Here is a 15,985-nt window from a genome sequence, read left to right on the forward strand (position 1 = left end):
GCAGGTGTGGCATTCGGGAATCGGTTCGCCCCATCCGAAAAGAAGCCCAAAAAGAAAAGGCCCCGGCGCATGCCAGGGCCTTCGGATTATCAGATGGGACCGGACCGCGGTCCGGTCAAGCTCAGCGCGAGTAGAACTCGACGATCAGATGCGGCTCCATCTGCACCGCGAACGGCACGTCCGACAGCGCGGGGATGCGGATGAACTTCGCGGTCATCTTGGAGTGATCGGCCTCGATGTAGTCGGGCACGTCACGCTCGGCGAGCTGGGTCGCTTCCAGCACCACGGCGAGCTGCTTCGAGGCTTCCTTGACCTCGATCACGTCGCCCGGCTTGACCTGGTAGCTCGCGATGTTGACCTTGCGGCCGTTCACCTTGATGTGGCCGTGGTTGATGAACTGGCGCGCCGCGAACATGGTCGAGACGAACTTGGCGCGGAAAACCACCGTGTCGAGACGGCGCTCGAGAATGCCGATCAGGTTCTCGCCGGTGTCGCCCTTGAGACGGCCGGCCTCGACATAGATGCCGTGGAACTGGCGCTCGGAGATGTTGGCGTAATAGCCCTTCAGCTTCTGCTTGGCGCGCAGCTGCACGCCGAAGTCCGAGAGCTTGCCCTTGCGGCGCTGGCCGTGCTGGCCGGGGCCGTATTCGCGGCGGTTGACGGGGCTCTTCGGGCGGCCCCAGATGTTCTGGCCCATGCGGCGATCGATCTTGTACTTCGCCTCACTGCGCTTAGTCATCGCGTCCTCTTCGATCAAGTTAGGGTTTGAGGAAACGCGCCCTCCTGTGTGTCCGGGAAATCCGGTCCACCGACAGGCCCCTCCCCAAAGCATGAAGGGAGAAGGCCACGGGTCGCGAAACGCAACGCGGGCCGAAAGCGGCCCGCGAGCAGGGGGGTCTTAGGCGAGAAAGCGCCGGTTTGTCAAACCGCAACCGCCGCTTTTGCCGACAAATCACCCTTTCGGCCCCCTCAGGACGGTCATTTTCTGCCGCACCGCCTCGCATCCCAGGTCGGCCTCCGCCGGCCCGCGCCCGGGAACCGGGCAGGCCCGCAGTTCGGCCGCGATCTCCCCATTCAGCATCTGCTCGAGCCGGATCGCCGTCCTGGCGATCATGGCACCGTCGGTAACCCGGTGATCCCAACGGATCAGGATGTCGATGGTCTGGTCCGGCCGGACGACGTCGTAATTGATGATGAATGGTCCTGGGCTCAGGGCGAGAAGCTGGCCGCCACCACAGGCGGCGACGCTGGTGACGGAGAAATTGCCGAACCAGTTGGCGCGCTGGCGGCCGAAATTCAGCCCAACCCACCAGGCGAACCGGCGTAGTGGGAACGGTAGTCGGGTCGCCCGCATGATCTTGCGGAACATGGCGACGTCCCCGACCGGCGCCTCCTTGCCCTGCCGGATGACCGCGTCGATCTCGGCCAGCGACATGTCCTCCGGCCCGGAGACGCGCTGCGGCAGCACGCAATCCTCGCCATTCTCGACCCGGGCAATGGTGACGGTGGCGACGCTGCGCGGCAGCTCGTAGAGGCAGCGTCGCGGCCACCCGGTGTAGAGCGTGCGCAGCACCGGCTCGTCGCGGGCGACCAGGGCGAACGCCTTGACGAAGATCGCGGCGAAACCGGGCGGGCGGACGGCCGCGGCGCGGGCCTCGAGCAGCGGCCCGATCTGGATCGCGCGGGCCAGCGAGACGAACGGCACACCACGGGAGGCGAGCATCAGATCGATGATCAGACGGCGGTGCAGCGAAATCGGCCTGGTGGTTCCGCGCATCCTGAACCTGTCGCTCCCGTTCGTTCTGCTTGGCCTGGTCCGGCTCCCCGGCGGCGGCTGCTGTTAACACCGCAGGCCGGGATACGGAAGCGCCGTTCGAGGGCGCCGGCGAGGCGAGCGGCTTGGCCTCAGCCCCCGAGGACGGCCGGCGACAGGCCGAAAATCGTCTTCTTCCTCATGGTCTTCTCCCCCAAAGTTGTTTTTCGTTTGAAACATGAAGCGCGGCTCGAAACGGCGCGAATCAGCGCTTGATCCCCTCGAAGCTCGCGGCGATGCCGCGCTGGAACAAGGACCAGTCGAAGCCGAGCGCCAGCGCCACGTAACCGCGCGCGATCATCGCATTGGCCTGATCGGCCGAGCGCGCGGCGCCGCCGATCGGCACGCCTGATCTGAGGATGCCGGCCTCGGCGCGGGCGATCAGGGATTTCACTTCGGGATCATCGAGCTGGCCGCGCTTGTTGATCGAGGTGGCGAGATCGCCCGGGCCGATCACCGCGATGTCGATGCCGGGCGTGGCCATGATCTCGTCGATCCGCTCGACCGCCTCGACATGCTCGATCGTCACCATGCAGATCATGTCGTCGTCGGCGGTCGCCATGTAGTCGGCCATCGACACGTTCCAGCGGAAGGGGGCGTGGAACGGACCCCACAGGCGGTCGCCCTGGGGCGGGTAGCGCACGCTACGGACCGCCTTCTCGGCATCCGTGCGGCTGGAAATCATCGGGAAGTTGATGCCGAGCGCGCCGAGGTCCATCGGCGCCTTCGCCAGATGCGGCTCGTTGGCGGCGATGCGCACCAGCGGCACGCAGGGCGTGCCTGCGGTAGCCGTGATCATCGCATGCGCCGTCGAGAGATCGATCGGCCCGTGCTCGAGGTCGACGATGATCCAGTCGAGCGACTGCGCCATGATACGCACGGTCTGGATGCTCGGGATGGTGGCGATGGCGCCGAAGGTCGGCTGCTTGTCGCGCCAAGCCTGCTTGAGGCGGTTGAGCGGTTTGGGCGCTGCGGACATCGGCGGTCTCCGTCAGGCCGGGACGCGGCCGCCGAAATAGGGCGTGAGCGCGCGGCCGAGCTGATGTGGCTTGTTCGAGGTGAAGATCATGGTGGCGCCGCCATTGTCGGAGCCGCCGGCCGAGGGGCCCAGCAGGTCGGCGACGCGGCGCGCGATGGCGGGCGCGGGATCTATCCAGGTGACCGGCCAGGGCGCCAGGCGTTCGAGCCGGTCGAGCAGCAGCGGATAATGCGTGCAGGCGAGCACGACCGTGTCGGTGCGATCAGCGGGATCGGCGGCGTCGCCCACGAAGCAAGGCGCGATCTCGGCGGCAATGGCCGCGTCGCTGACCTGGGTTCCGCTGAGCGCGGCCTCCGCCAGTGACGCGAGTTCCGGCGAGCCGACCAGCGTGACGGCGCAGCCCCGCGCGAAGTCGCGGATCAGCGCGTGGGTGTATTCGCGCTGCACCGTCGCCTTGGTGCCGAGCACGGAGACGCGCTTCGTCTGCGACTGCGCGCAGGCCGGCTTGATCGCCGGGACGGTGCCGACGAACGGCGTCGCGTAGGCCGCGCGCAGCGGCGCCAGCGTCTGCACCGAGGCGGTGTTGCAGGCGATCACGACGAGGTCCGGCTCGTGCGCGGCGATCAGCTCGCCCATCAGCGGCACCACGCGGGCGATCAGCGCCGCCTCGCTGTGATGGCCGTACGGAAAGAACGCGTCGTCGGCGACATAGACGTAGTGGGCATCGGGCCGCGCCCGCACCACCTCGCGCAGCACGGACAGGCCGCCGAGGCCTGAGTCGAAGACGAGAATCGTAGGGCGATGGGTCACGCGGCGAGTCTACCGGATCGGGGAGGCGGATTCAGTCGGTTTTTCTGCGGGATTTGGCGGGAGTGAGGCGCTTGGGTGTGTTCGGGCAGCGGGGGCGAAGGTTCAAAGCTGCGCATTGGGGCCACGGTGGCTGTCAAAATCTCAGTGTCATCCGGCGAACGCCGGGATCCATAACCACCGGCGGGGTTGGGCGTGCGAGCTGGACGCTCCAGCGTGCGTCACACGACCGCTGCGGAGTATGGTCCCGGGGGCGGCGCCGCGCCAACGCTGACGCGTTGCCGCAGCTTGCCCGGGACGACAGTGGAGATGGAGGCGTCATGCCGAGCGAAGCAATCCAGAGTCTCGCGACGACTCTGGATTGCTTCGTCGCTGCGCTCCTCGCAATGACGCTGAAACATGAATGACGCTGAAACATGTGCTCTCATCCTCGCGCCCGCTTCCGCGTCCGAGTGTTGCTCGTCTGATCGCCCTCTTCAGAATGAGGGCGCGGGAAAGGCCGGGTGCCGGTCGCACCCATGGCCCGCCTGCGAAAAAAATGCAGGCGGCAGGAACCACAGGTACGGGCCGGATCATCCCGGCCTTCCCCGCGCAATGGTTTGAACGGCTTATACGTGATCTCCCCGGGGATCGGCTTTCTTGCCCCCGTCGCCAGCGCGCTAGTCGAACTTACAGCGCCGGCTTGGCATCAGCACCGGGATGCCAGGACCACACGATTTCGCCGTGCGCATCGGATCGTTCGTCGGCATGATTGCTCATGCTGCAACCCGACACGCCCACCGCATCCCGCACCCAACGTTCGTGACGATCGCGAAACGCCCCTCAAGTGAGGCGGGACGCGACACCATAGCATCAAATTCTGAAAAACGGAAGAGTAAAAATTCGGATTTTCGAGCGGGCGATTTAGCCGTGGAGGTTGAACTCCCCTTGCCATGACGAAATGCCAGGCGGTCTTTCCAGTAATATTAGCATTGACTAATTGATTAGTGGCTGCTATTGTGTTTTCCATGATCCAGCCTGAACCCATCACTGCCGTCATGCGCGCGCTGGCCGATCCGACGCGGCGTGCGGTGTTCGAGCGCATCGTCGAGGCCGACGAGATCACCGTCGTCGAACTCACCCGCGGCAGCACCGTCACGCAGGGCGCGATCTCCCAGCATCTGAAATCCTTGAAACAGGCCGGCTTGGTCTGCGAGCGCCCCGAGGGCCGCAAGGTCTATTACCGCGCGGAGCCACGCGGCCTGGAGCCGCTGGCCGACTGGATGAGCCATTACGGCGCGTTCTGGCGCGACCGCTTTGCCAATCTGAGAAACCTGCTGAAGGACATCGATCCATGAACCAAGCCGTGAACGCGGATACGCGGGCCATTGTCGTCGAGGACATCTTTCCGCATGCGCCGGAGATCATCTGGAAAGCCTTGACCAACGGCGAGCTGATCGGCCGCTGGCTGATGGCGCCCAAGGGCTTTGAGCCGATCATCGGCAATCGGTTCACCTTTCAAACGACGCCGGCCGGCGAATGGGATGGCACCATTCACTGCGAGGTGCTGGAGGTCGTGCCGAACGAGCGGCTGTCCTACGCGTGGAAGGGCGGCCACGACAGCAATGTCGGCTACGGCGCGAAGCTGGAGACGGTGGTCACCTTCAGTCTTTCCAAGGCGGACACGGGCACGCGCCTTCGCCTGGTGCATTCCGGCTTCGTGCTGCCGACCAATGACACCGCCTATCGCAAGATGGGCGAGGGCTGGAAGACGGTCGTCAAGAAGCTCGATCAGATCGCCGCCGAACAGGCGTCATCGCAGCGGCCGCATTGAACAAGGAGAGCGACATGACGAAGTCCTATGCCGGCGGCTGCGCCTGCGGCGCAGTCCGCTACGAGATTACGGGCGAGCCGGCCGTGATGCTGGACTGCCAGTGCCGGCAATGTCAGCGCGACAGCGGCACCGGGCATCAATCGCATTTGACCTTCGTCGCGGCGGAGGTGAAGGTCGACGGCGAGGTGTCGCATTGGCAGAGCATCGGCGACGGCGGCACCGTCAAGCGGCGCGCGTTCTGCCCGACCTGCGGCTCGCACGTTCACCTGACATTTCCCGCGATGCCCGAGGTGTTCATCGTCCCGCCGGCCAGTCTCGACGACCCCGGCCGCTACAAGCCGCAACTGGTGTCGTGGACATCAGCCGGGTACGCCTGGGATCACCTCGATCCGGCGCTGCCGAAATTCGAGAAGATGCCGCCGCGGTGAGTCTTGGTGCTTGGGGCGAACGAGACGAGCATTTCCTGAGAATCGGCAATTGGCCGTGGGATGAGCTCTCGCCGTCTCCAATGCTGTCATGCTCCGCCAAAAGCGGAGCATCCAGTATTCTGCTGCAGAAGATACCGAACCGAAAAACCTCGGCGTACTGGATCGTCCGCCTTCGACGATGACCAGGGTTACGGCCCCGGGGTTACTGTGCACTACACTAACGACGGCGTGCGCGGCGGTGGGGCAGTGGCGACTGCACGCTCTATCTTGCCCCTCCGATGTTGGACCGGCCCTTTCCTCGGTTGCTGCATCGAGCCGGGCCGCGCTGGCAGGCGATAGGATCGACAGGAAGCTCGCGGCATCACCGGTTCCCTGGCGGAACATTGCGCTTGCGCCTTGAATGTCAACGGTGGGCATCCATATGCCATCCATGCACCATCCCAGTGGATGGTGGAATTGGATGCCGCTGTGCCCGACAACGTCCACCCACTCCGCGGGAAAGTTCCGGACACCGAGAAGATCACCGTCAATCTCGGCTACGTCGATCTCGGTCAGGTCGATCTGATGGTGCGGGAAGGGTTCTATTCCAATCGCACCGATTTCATCCGCACCGCGATCCGCAATCAGCTCGACCGGCACGCCGACGTGGTCAGGCAGTCGACGGTGCGCAACAGCCTGGACCTCGGCTTGCGGCATTACAGCCGCGCCGATCTCGAAGCGGCGCAGCGGGCAGGGCAGATGCTGCAAATCAACGTGCTTGGGCTTGCCACCATCGCCGCCGATGTGACGCCCGAGCTGGCCCGCGCCACCGTCGCCTCGGTCTCCGTGCTGGGCGCACTGCATGCCACCCCCGCGGTCAAGGCCGCTCTCGCCGACAGAATGAGGTAGCGCGATGCTGAACCAAGAGATCATGCGCGAAGCGACGCGCCTGACGCGGGCCGGCCAGTTGGGCGAGGCCACGGCGTTGCTGCAACGTATGCTGCGCGGCGATGGCTCGCCGGCGGCAGCGGCCAGTCCAGTGCGATCAGTGCCGGCGCGGCTCGCGCCTCCGACCATCGAGGGACAGGCGACGCGCGTCAGTGAGCGCGACCGGCCGTCCGCGAAGGTTGCCCCGGCGCAAGCGCGCGCCACGCAGGCCAAGCCATCGCACAAGCCATGGCAAGCCAAGCCATGGCAAGCCAAGCCCGCTCAGGCGCGCCAGCGACCCGTCCGGCGCGAAGATCTCGGCGAGCTGCCGGGCTTCGGCCTGCGAGGTCCGCATCTGCGCGCGCCTTCGGCGCGCGACACCACCCCCGAAGGTGCAAGATTCGTCCAGGCCAGCTTCGGCAATGCGGCGGGACGCCGGAGCTACAAGCTGTTGATCCCCAGCAGGGCCGAGGGCCGTCAGCTTCCGCTCGTCGTCATGCTGCATGGCTGCACACAGTCGGCGGACGATTTCGCGGCCGGCACACGGATGAACTTCCTGGGCGAGGAGCAGAGCTGCTTCGTCGTCTATCCGGAGCAGCCGAGCGGTGCCAATCAGTCGAAATGCTGGAACTGGTTTCGCACCGGCGACCAGCAGCGCGAGGGCGGCGAGCCGTCGCTGATCGCGGGCATCACCCGCCAGGTGATGCGCGACCATGCTGTAGATTCCAGGCGCGTCTATGTCGCCGGCCTGTCGGCCGGAGGCGCCACGGCCGCCATCATGGCCGCGACCCATCCCGATCTCTACGCCGCAGCCGGCGTCCACTCCGGTCTCGCCTGCGGGGCCGCGCGCGATCTTCCCTCGGCGTTGATGGCGATGCGCCAAGGCGCCGGCCACACGGCGGATCGGAGATCGGCTGTGCCGACGATCGTCTTCCATGGCGATCGCGACACGACCGTGCATCCCGCCAACGGCGACCGGGTCGTTGCGCAGGCGACCGGCGCCATGCGCGGGACATCGTCGGTCGTGCACGGGCGGGTGCCCGGTGGCCATGCCTATACGCGGACGATTCTGACGGAGCCGAGCGGGAAGGTGACGTCGGAGCACTGGACCGTCCACGGCGCCGCTCACGCCTGGTCCGGCGGCAGTCCGGCCGGATCCTACACCGATCCGAAAGGACCGGATGCGACGCGGGAGATGCTGCGGTTCTTCCTCGCGCAGTCATGCGCGGACTAGCAAGACAACGGCGCCCGTGAAAATGCCGGTGGCGCTGCATTCCGTCTTGCGAGGTCAAGACATCTGCACATCTGCGCGTCGCTGCTACCGGCAACCATGATGCATCTCCCCCGTTAAGCGGGCACGATTATCTTGGCGGGTGTCGTCCTCGGGAGGGCGAATGACCATGTCACGACGAACGCGGGTGGTCCGATGTCGCGATTCCTGAACTGGTTCTTCCGCAATCGCGCGACCGGCGAGATCACGATCGCCCAGATGCCGAACCCCGCTCTTTGGATCGTGCTGGCGGGCAGCCTCGTCGGCTGGGTCTGGCATCCGCCGGGTCAGACAGGCGCCAATCTGGATTGTCTGGTCAAAGCCAGTCTCTTCGTCTGGGCGTTCGACGAACTCCTGCGCGGCGTCAACCCCTGGCGGCGCTGCCTCGGCGCAGCCGTGCTGGTGTATGTGATCGCGACCGCGGTCTGATGGGCATCAGCGCGTTGGCCACGTGATGATGTGGTCCGCTTGACATGCATCAACGGATGACGATGGCTGCCGACCGATGGTCGGGGATGTCATCCGATGTCGAGGATTCAGGCGTGAGACGTCTCGCACGTTCGACGCGGGCCTTTGGTGCAGGAACCGCAGCCCGATGAGTTCGGCCGTCACCAACGACGGGGGCCCCGCCGCGCCTTCTGATCGGCCCGGCGCCGCCCCGGTGTTCCGCGCGCGCAAGCTCTCGAAGACCTATCGGATGGGCGAGGTCGAGGTGCATGCGCTGCGCGATGTCGACCTCGACATCTACGAGGGGGAGCTCGTGGTGCTGCTCGGGCCGTCGGGATCGGGCAAGTCGACCCTGCTCAACATCCTCGGCGGACTGGACAGCCCGACGTCGGGCGAAGCGCAATGGCGCGATCATCAACTGGTCGGCGCCGGCGATGCCGAGCTGACGCGCTACCGGCGCGAGCATGTCGGCTTCGTGTTTCAGTTCTACAACCTGATCCCGAGTCTGACGGTCCTCGAGAACGTCGCGCTGGTTACCGAGATCGCCGACAAGCCGCTCGATCCGCTCGAGGTGCTCAAGCTCGTCGGCCTCGAGCGGCGGATCGACCACTTTCCCTCGCAACTATCCGGCGGCGAGCAGCAGCGCGTCGCGGTGGCCCGCGCCATGGTCAAGGCGCCCGACGTGCTGTTGTGCGACGAGCCGACCGGTGCGCTGGACTATGAGACGGGAAAGGTCGTGCTCGCCGCGATCGCCCGCGCCAACGCGCAGCTCGGGACGACCACCATCATCATCACGCACAATGCGGCGATCGCCGGCATGGCCGATCGCGTGCTCCGGCTCGGCGGCGGGCGCATCGTCGGCGAGACGCGCAATGCGCGGCGCCTCTCGGCCGATGAGGTGCGCTGGTGAGCCTGCTGGACCGCAAGCTGTGGCGCGACGTCGGCGCGATGCGCGGACAGGTGGTCACGATCGCGCTGCTGGTGGCGGCCGGTGTCGCCGTGTTCGTCGGCTCGGTCTCGACCTATTTGTCCCTGCGCGGCGGCTGCGAGCAGTTCTATGCCGACGGCCGGTTTCCGCAGATCTTCGTCACGCTGAAGCGGGCGCCGCTGGCGCTGGTGCCGCGGCTCAGTTCCATTCCTGGCGTGGTCGCGGTCGAGCCGCGCATCGTGCGCGAGGTCATCGTCGATTGGCCGGCCGTCTCGCAACCGGTCTCGGCCCGCCTGGTGTCGCTGACCCACGCCGGCGATGAGCCCCTGGCGCGGTTGCATCTGCGCCGCGGCGCCGCGCCTGAGCCGGGTGCCGCCCGCAGCGCCGCGGTCAACGAGGCGTTTGCCGAGGCCAATGGCGTCAGTCCGGGTGACGACATCCGCGTGCTGCTCAATGGCCGCGTGCAGGGCTTCCGGGTTTCCGGCATCGCGTTGTCGCCGGAATATGTCTACGCGGTGAAGCCGGGATTGCCGATCCCCGACGATCGCCTCTACGCCATCCTGTGGGTCGACCGGAGCGCGGCCGAGGCCGCCTTCGACATGAAAGGGGCGTTCAACGATGCCGTGGTCGCGCTCGCTCCGGGGGTCGATCCCAAGCCCGTGATCGAGGAGCTCGACCGGCTGCTCGAGCCCTATGGCTCGATCGGCGCGATCGCGCGGCGGGACCAGCCGTCGAACCGCTTTCTCGAGGACGAGCTGAACCAGCAGAAGGTGATGTCGATCACCATCCCCATCATCTTCTTCGGTGTCGCCACGTTCCTGCTCAACGGCGCGCTCGGGCGGCTGGTCGCCGCGCAGCGCGAGCAGATCGCGGCGCTGAAGGCGCTCGGCTTTCCGACGCTGCGGCTCACCTTCCATTATCTCAAGCTGATGCTGGTGATCGTGCTGATCGGATCGGTGCTCGGCATCGCCGGCGGCGTCGGCTTCGGCCATGCCATGATCGCGAGCTATCAGGGATTCTTCCGTCTTCCGGAGCTGCCGTTTCGGCTGGCGCCATGGGCGGCGGTGGCCGGTGTCGCGATCAGCGTCGCGGCGGGCGCCCTCGGTGTCGTCACGGCGCTTCAGGAGGTCGTCGGCCTTGCGCCGGCGGAGGCGATGCGGCCCGCGATGCCGCTGGGGTTCCGCCGCTCCTGGATCGAGCGCATCCTGCCTGGTACGGCGTTCGGCGCGCGGCGGATGATGATGCTGCGCAACGTCGCGGGGCGGCCGTTCCGTTCGCTGTTCACCATCGTCGGCATCGCCTTCGCGGTGCCGATGATGGTGCTCGGGATCTTCTGGCGCGACGCCATCGGCGAGATGATCGAACTGCAGTTCAATCTGGTCGAGCGCGGCAACGCCACGATCACTTTCATCCATCCGATGGACCGCGCGATCCTGCGTGACCTGGCGCGCCAGCCCGGCGTGCTCGCGATCGAAGGCCAGCGCATCGTTCCGGTGCGCCTGCGGGCCGGGCACCAGAGCTACCTCACCTCGGTGATCGGACTGGCCGCCGCCGACGAGCTGCGCCGACCGCACGATTCCGCGCGTCGTCCGATCGTCGCGGCGCCCGATGGCATCACGCTGACCCGACGCCTTGCCGAGCGGCTGGCGCTGGGCGCAGGGCAGGTCGTGACGGTGGAGGCGATGGAAGGCCACCGTCGGCGGCGCGACCTGCCGGTGAGCGCCATCGTCGACGAGGCGATCGGCATGGCGTCCTACATGGACATCGACACGCTCAACCGCTTCACCGGCGAAGGCGCGGTGATCTCGGCGGCGAGCCTCCAGGTCGAGCCGGCGGCGCTGGCTTCGCTCGGCGCGAGGTTCAAGAGCATGCCGAAAATCGAATCCGTGACGATGAAGGCCTACACCCTCGCATCCTTCATCGAGAAGATCGCGGGCCTCGTGTTCGTCACCGCCGGCATCCTCACCGGCTTCGCCGCGATCATCACCGTGGGCGTGGTCTACAACAGCGCCCGCATCAGCCTGCAGGAGCGCGCCTGGGAGCTCGCGAGCCTGCGGGTGCTGGGCTTCACCCGCGGCGAGGTCGCCGGCATCCTGTTCGGCGAGTTCGCGCTGGACATCGCGGTCGGGATTCCGCTCGGCCTATGGCTGTCGCACGCCATCATCGGGCTGATCGCGCGGCTGCATTCCAGCGAGAGCTTCCAGATCCCGGGCGTGATCGCGCCGCAGACCTACCTGATCGCCACGGCGGTGGTCTTGGCCAGCGCCGCGATCAGCGCCATCATCGTCCGCAGGAGGGTGGATCGGCTCGATCTGGTCGCGGCCCTCAAGACCAGGGAATGAGCATGCCACCCGTTTTGCGCCGCGTCGGCATCGTATCGAGCGTTCTGGCGGCGGCCGCCGTCATCGCCTGGATGATGATGCCGGGCCCCGTCCCGGTGGAGACGGCCGCGGTGACGAAAGGGCGGTTCGTTGCCACCGTCGAGGACGACGGCAAGACGCGGGTGCGCCAGCGCTACGTCGTGGCCGCGCCGCTCGCCGGCCGTCTCGGCCGCATCCGCTTCAAGGCCGGCGACCAGGTCAAGACCGACGACGCGGTTGCTACCATCACGCCAGCGCCGGCGCCGCTGCTCGATCCGCGGGCCCGCCGCGAGGTCGAGGAACTGCTCGGTGCGGCCGAGGCCAATGTCGAGCGCGCCAAGGAGGTGGTGGCCCGAGCGCAGGCGCAGAGCGCGCAGGCGAGCGCCGATCTGGCGCGTACCACGGCCCTGGCCGCCAGCGGAGCCGCGACGGCGCAGGCGCGGGAGCGCGCCGAGCTCGCGATGCGGATTGCCGAACGTGACCTGCGCGCCGCCGAATATGCCGACCATGCCGCCGAGCACGAGCTCAGCCAGCTCAGGGCGATGCTGGCGCGCTACGGGAGCAAGACCGATGCCGATGCGCCGGCGGATAGCTGGAGCGTGACCGCGCCGGTCGGCGGGCTGGTGCTGAAAGTGATCCAGGAAAGCGAGACGACGGTGCAGCCAGGCGCGGCGCTGCTCGAGCTCGGCGATCCCCGTGATCTCGAAGTGGTCATCGACGTGCTGAGCACCGACGCGGTCGAGATCCGTCCCGGCGCCGAGGTCACGATCGATCGCTGGGGCGGGGCAGGCCGCCTGTCGGGCCGGGTTCGCCGGGTCGAGCCGGCGGCTTTCACGAAGATCTCCACGCTCGGCGTCGAGGAGCAGCGGGTCAACGTGCTGATCGACATCGTCTCGCCGGCCGAGCAATGGCAGCGGCTCGGCGATGCCTATCAGCTCGATGCGCAGATCGTCGTCTTCACGCAGGAGGATGCGACCATCGTTCCGACCGGCGCGCTGTTCAAGCGCGGTGACGACTGGTCGGTGTTCGCGCTGAAGGATGGGCGCGCCGAGTTGCGCACCGTCCGGCTCATCCGGCGCTCGGGCCGGTTCGCCGCCGTGGCCGACGGCGTCGCCAGCGGCGATGTCGTGATCATCTATCCCAGTGACCGGGTCGCCGCCGGCGTCAAGGTGGCGCCGCGCTGACCTGCGGCGGCCGCAGACGCGTTCCTCAGCGCTGCGACGCCAGTTGCCTGAGCCGGGCATGGCGCGCCAGCGCGTGTGCGATCAGGCTGTCCATCAGCGCCGGCTGGGGCAGGCCGGTGGCCTCCCACATCTTCGGGTACATGCTGATGTTGGTGAAGCCCGGCAGGGTGTTCACCTCGTTGACGTAGACCTCCTCGCCGCGGACGAAGAAGTCGACGCGCGCGAGACTCTCGCAGCAGAGCACGCCGAACACCTCGGTGGCCATTTTGCGGATGCGCGCGGCGAGAGCGGGTTCGACCTGCGCCGGGACGTGCAGCGAGGCGCCCTTGGCATCGGTGTATTTGGCCTCATAGGAATAGAAGCCGTGGCTGTCGGCGGGCACGATCTCGCCGAGCTCGGAGGCGGCGACCTCGCCGTCGGCATGCTCCAGCACCGCGCATTCGATCTCGCGCACCGGGCTGATGCAGCGCTCGATCAGGATCTTCAGGTCGAAGCGCAGCGCCAGGCGGCAGGCGGCTTCGAACTCCTCGGCGTTGCGCGCCTTGGAGATGCCGACGGAGGAGCCGAGATTGGCCGGCTTGACGAACAGCTCGGATGACCCGACGGCGTCGACCGCCGCCGCATAGGTCACAGGCGACGCTTCCGTCATGGTGACGAACGGCACGATCGGCAGGCCGGCATCGCGCAGCAGGCGCTTGGCGACGTCCTTGTCCATCGCCGCCGCCGATCCCATCACGCGGCCGCCGACATAGGCGACATCGGCGAGCTCCAGCGCGCCCTGCACGGTGCCGTCCTCGCCGTTCGGACCGTGCAGCACCGGAAACACGACGTCGAAGGCGAGCTCGCGCGGGGCGCCGTCGCCGATGACCAGCGCGCGGCCCTGGCCGGCCGGCAGCAGCACGATCTGCGGGCCGTCAGCGGGTACGGTCAGCGCCGCGCCCGTGCCGTCATTCGCAGCGTCGGCGAGCACCCAGCGTCCGTCGGTGGTGATGCCGATCAGCGTGACGGCGTAGCGACCGGCATCGAGCGAGCGGACGATGTTGGCCGCCGAGGCCCGCGAGACGTCGTGCTCCGCCGAGCGCCCGCCGAACAGGATCGCCACGCGCGTCTTTGTCTCCGTCATCGTCCTCATCCAGCCCTGATCTCTGCGATGCGCGACCGTACAGCCAGAGGCCAACGCGTGGCAATTGAGGTGTTGTGTCGGGTGTGGTGGAAGGCGACGTCGTCATGCGGCGGCGCTCACCGCCAGCCGATCCCGCCGTCCGAGCACACCGACGTCGTACCGCCGGCATGCATGCAGCTCCGATAGAGCGGCGGCGCGATGAAGCGGCCCGACCAGATGCCGCGGCCGGCGCGGCGGGCGGCGCGCTGATCGGCGGTGTAAACGCCGCGCGAATATTGCGGCTCCTCGACCGCAAGCCCGCGCGACACCATGAACTGGCCGAGATCCGTCGCGCCGGCGGCGCAACGCGCGACGATGCGGCCGTAGCGATCGCCATCGACCGGCAGGCAGCGCAGAACCTTGCTGCGCGTGAACGCGTCCAGCGTGTTGGCGGCCAGCGCGCCGCAGCGATATGGCTTGCGGTCGCGGCCGCGGCAGAGCTGCGCGCTTTCGGGCGCGTCGATGCCCCACAGGCGAATCCGTTCGCCGTGAATGTCCAGCGTGTCGCCATCGACGATGCTGACGCGGCCGACGAGCTCAGCGGCTGTGGCGGGGAAAGCGAGGAGAAGCGGCAGAACGAGGCAGGCGAGACGGGGGAGGAGACGTCGCAAGATCGGCACCTGTGGCGCTGAGAGGGGCGTGATCGCTCGCTGCGCGAATCGATCGCGGATCATCCCGATCTATAGCGAATGGGAGGTGCGCGATTGTGTGGCGAGCACCGCAACAGCAGCGGAGCGCAATCGGCGCAGTTCGTCCGGCGAGCGTCGCGGTTCAGCGCAGGCTCGCATTCTCTGCGTGCCCATCCCGTGCGCGCGCCGCGTGCTCGACCTCGGCGGCGAGCATGCTCAGATGCTCGGCCAGGCGCGCGAACAGCTCGCGCTTGTCGCGGTCGGTGGCGAGATCACGAATGAGGGCGCATTCCGCTGCGTCGGCCCGCAGCTTGTCCGGCTGGGTCATCAACTCTGACATGTTCCGCTTCCCTGCCGCGCCGGCAAGTTTTCGAAACAACGGATCGTCATGATTGTTCCGGGTGTCCATGCATTTTTTCGAGCGGCGCCGTCAGCGCCTGATCGGAGTACCTCTATGGGGATGCGAGATGACGCGACGCTCGGCATTCGACTGTCTATCGTTCACCGGGCCACCATGTCGAGGCCGGATGCGCGGCCGAGATCTTGGTCGCGCGCAATGCCACCAGCGCGCTGCGCTTGTAGGGACGACCGCGCAGCCGCGAGCAGTCCTGGCAGCGCATGTAGCGCTCGAGTTCATGGATTGGCGTCGTCTTGGCGCGCCTGATGATGTCGAGCGCAACGGTCTGATTGGTGTCGCAGCCGAGGCAGCGCACTTCGAGATAGTAATAGCCCGCGTTGAGCGCGTCGCCGAGCAGCGGCGACGGCTGCGCCGGTCCCTTGTAGCCGAGCATCCGCTTGTTCCAGGCGTCGCAGGCTAGACGATCCGCTTCCTTGCGCGCGCGCGCGGCCTGCTCCTGCGCGATGCGGATGCCGGCACCGTAGAGTCTCTCGCGCGATTTCGTCGTCATGACCGCCATGATCGACGCTGCGGCGCTCAGCGGCAAGCCGCTAGGGTTAGCGCAGCAAGAGGCGCCGGATACAAGCTCTCTCGCGTGCAGCGTTCCGATACCGTTGTCTTTCAGTTCATCGGCGCAGCCGGCGACGAGCTCATCATGCAACGTCCAGCATTCGTGCTGCGCCGACGCGACGCGGAGTAGCACTGATGGTGTCGAGCAGAGGCGCTGGGGGCGCAGGGGCCATGTAGTCACGCTTGCCGGTGGCGGCGCAGCGGTCGCTTCTCCCACCACGCGGCATGATGCGTTCCGTCTGGCGCAACAGGGCCGTCAAACGCAACGGCGCGGCAAAAGTTCCTAAAATTT

General features: G+C 67.2%; 17 protein-coding genes. 9 read left to right on the plus strand and 8 right to left on the minus strand.

Features of this window, described 5'->3' with window-relative positions; translation table 11 throughout:
• Positions 1 to 121: 121 nt before the first annotated feature.
• The 4 genes from rpsD to murI all read right to left on the minus strand — a co-directional run bounded on the left by rpsD (position 122) and on the right by murI (position 3,602).
• Positions 122 to 739 (minus strand): 30S ribosomal protein S4, encoded by a 618-nt coding sequence (gene rpsD / locus QX041_RS02735; RefSeq protein ID WP_011925811.1) that lies wholly within the window; start codon positions 737 to 739, stop codon positions 122 to 124.
• 213 nt (positions 740 to 952) lie between these two features.
• Positions 953 to 1,777 carry an acyltransferase gene (locus QX041_RS02740; RefSeq protein ID WP_316164432.1) on the minus strand — a complete coding sequence of 275 codons (825 nt, stop codon included), beginning with the start codon at positions 1,775 to 1,777 and terminating at the stop codon, positions 953 to 955.
• A 241-nt stretch (positions 1,778 to 2,018) separates the two neighbouring features.
• Positions 2,019 to 2,792, minus strand: coding sequence for an HpcH/HpaI aldolase family protein (locus tag QX041_RS02745; protein WP_315714826.1), 774 nt, complete (start codon positions 2,790 to 2,792; stop codon positions 2,019 to 2,021).
• Between the two features lie 12 nt (positions 2,793 to 2,804).
• Positions 2,805 to 3,602 (minus strand): glutamate racemase, encoded by a 798-nt coding sequence (gene murI, locus QX041_RS02750; RefSeq protein WP_316164433.1) that lies wholly within the window; start codon positions 3,600 to 3,602, stop codon positions 2,805 to 2,807.
• Positions 3,603 to 4,606: 1,004 nt separating this feature from the next.
• Here murI and QX041_RS02755 point away from each other — a divergent pair.
• The 9 genes from QX041_RS02755 to QX041_RS02795 all read left to right on the plus strand — a co-directional run bounded on the left by QX041_RS02755 (position 4,607) and on the right by QX041_RS02795 (position 12,935).
• Positions 4,607 to 4,936 carry a metalloregulator ArsR/SmtB family transcription factor gene (locus QX041_RS02755; RefSeq protein ID WP_315714817.1) on the plus strand — a complete coding sequence of 110 codons (330 nt, stop codon included), beginning with the start codon at positions 4,607 to 4,609 and terminating at the stop codon, positions 4,934 to 4,936.
• Positions 4,933 to 5,412, plus strand: a complete 480-nt coding sequence (locus QX041_RS02760) for an SRPBCC domain-containing protein (protein WP_315714816.1) — start codon at positions 4,933 to 4,935, stop codon at positions 5,410 to 5,412. The genes QX041_RS02755 and QX041_RS02760 overlap by 4 nt, the downstream gene beginning before the upstream one ends.
• 14 nt (positions 5,413 to 5,426) lie before the next feature.
• Positions 5,427 to 5,840 carry a GFA family protein gene (locus tag QX041_RS02765; protein ID WP_315714815.1) on the plus strand — a complete coding sequence of 138 codons (414 nt, stop codon included), beginning with the start codon at positions 5,427 to 5,429 and terminating at the stop codon, positions 5,838 to 5,840.
• 447 nt (positions 5,841 to 6,287) lie between these two features.
• Positions 6,288 to 6,728 carry a CopG family transcriptional regulator gene (locus tag QX041_RS02770; protein ID WP_315714988.1) on the plus strand — a complete coding sequence of 147 codons (441 nt, stop codon included), beginning with the start codon at positions 6,288 to 6,290 and terminating at the stop codon, positions 6,726 to 6,728.
• Between the two features lie 4 nt (positions 6,729 to 6,732).
• Positions 6,733 to 7,980 carry a PHB depolymerase family esterase gene (locus QX041_RS02775; RefSeq protein ID WP_316164434.1) on the plus strand — a complete coding sequence of 416 codons (1,248 nt, stop codon included), beginning with the start codon at positions 6,733 to 6,735 and terminating at the stop codon, positions 7,978 to 7,980.
• A gap of 192 nt (positions 7,981 to 8,172) precedes the next feature.
• Positions 8,173 to 8,445 (plus strand): hypothetical protein, encoded by a 273-nt coding sequence (locus QX041_RS02780; protein ID WP_315714813.1) that lies wholly within the window; start codon positions 8,173 to 8,175, stop codon positions 8,443 to 8,445.
• A gap of 166 nt (positions 8,446 to 8,611) precedes the next feature.
• The gene (locus QX041_RS02785) at positions 8,612 to 9,373 is read left to right on the plus strand and encodes an ABC transporter ATP-binding protein (RefSeq protein WP_315714812.1); all 762 of its coding nucleotides are present in this window, start codon (positions 8,612 to 8,614) and stop codon (positions 9,371 to 9,373) included.
• Complete coding sequence (locus tag QX041_RS02790; protein ID WP_316164834.1) at positions 9,367 to 11,733, plus strand: ABC transporter permease; 2,367 nt, start codon at positions 9,367 to 9,369, stop codon at positions 11,731 to 11,733. The genes QX041_RS02785 and QX041_RS02790 overlap by 7 nt, the downstream gene beginning before the upstream one ends.
• A gap of 2 nt (positions 11,734 to 11,735) precedes the next feature.
• Complete coding sequence (locus QX041_RS02795; RefSeq protein WP_316164435.1) at positions 11,736 to 12,935, plus strand: efflux RND transporter periplasmic adaptor subunit; 1,200 nt, start codon at positions 11,736 to 11,738, stop codon at positions 12,933 to 12,935.
• A 25-nt stretch (positions 12,936 to 12,960) separates the two neighbouring features.
• Here the strand turns inward: QX041_RS02795 and QX041_RS02800 are convergent, their stop codons facing one another.
• The 4 genes from QX041_RS02800 to QX041_RS02815 all read right to left on the minus strand — a co-directional run bounded on the left by QX041_RS02800 (position 12,961) and on the right by QX041_RS02815 (position 15,634).
• Positions 12,961 to 14,058 (minus strand): D-alanine--D-alanine ligase family protein, encoded by a 1,098-nt coding sequence (locus QX041_RS02800; RefSeq protein ID WP_315714810.1) that lies wholly within the window; start codon positions 14,056 to 14,058, stop codon positions 12,961 to 12,963.
• A 116-nt stretch (positions 14,059 to 14,174) separates the two neighbouring features.
• Positions 14,175 to 14,711: a thermonuclease family protein gene (locus QX041_RS02805; RefSeq protein WP_315714986.1), complete on the minus strand. Its 537-nt coding sequence runs from the start codon at positions 14,709 to 14,711 to the stop codon at positions 14,175 to 14,177.
• A 157-nt stretch (positions 14,712 to 14,868) separates the two neighbouring features.
• A complete protein-coding gene (locus QX041_RS02810) occupies positions 14,869 to 15,054 on the minus strand; it encodes a hypothetical protein (RefSeq protein WP_315714985.1) in 186 nt (61 codons plus the stop codon).
• 166 nt (positions 15,055 to 15,220) lie between these two features.
• On the minus strand, positions 15,221 to 15,634 hold the full coding sequence (locus tag QX041_RS02815) for a hypothetical protein (RefSeq protein WP_316164436.1): 414 nt from the start codon (positions 15,632 to 15,634) through the stop codon (positions 15,221 to 15,223).
• Positions 15,635 to 15,985: the final 351 nt, after the last annotated feature.

Source organism: Bradyrhizobium sp. SZCCHNRI2009, from assembly GCF_032485115.1.
Classification (GTDB): domain Bacteria; phylum Pseudomonadota; class Alphaproteobacteria; order Rhizobiales; family Xanthobacteraceae; genus Bradyrhizobium.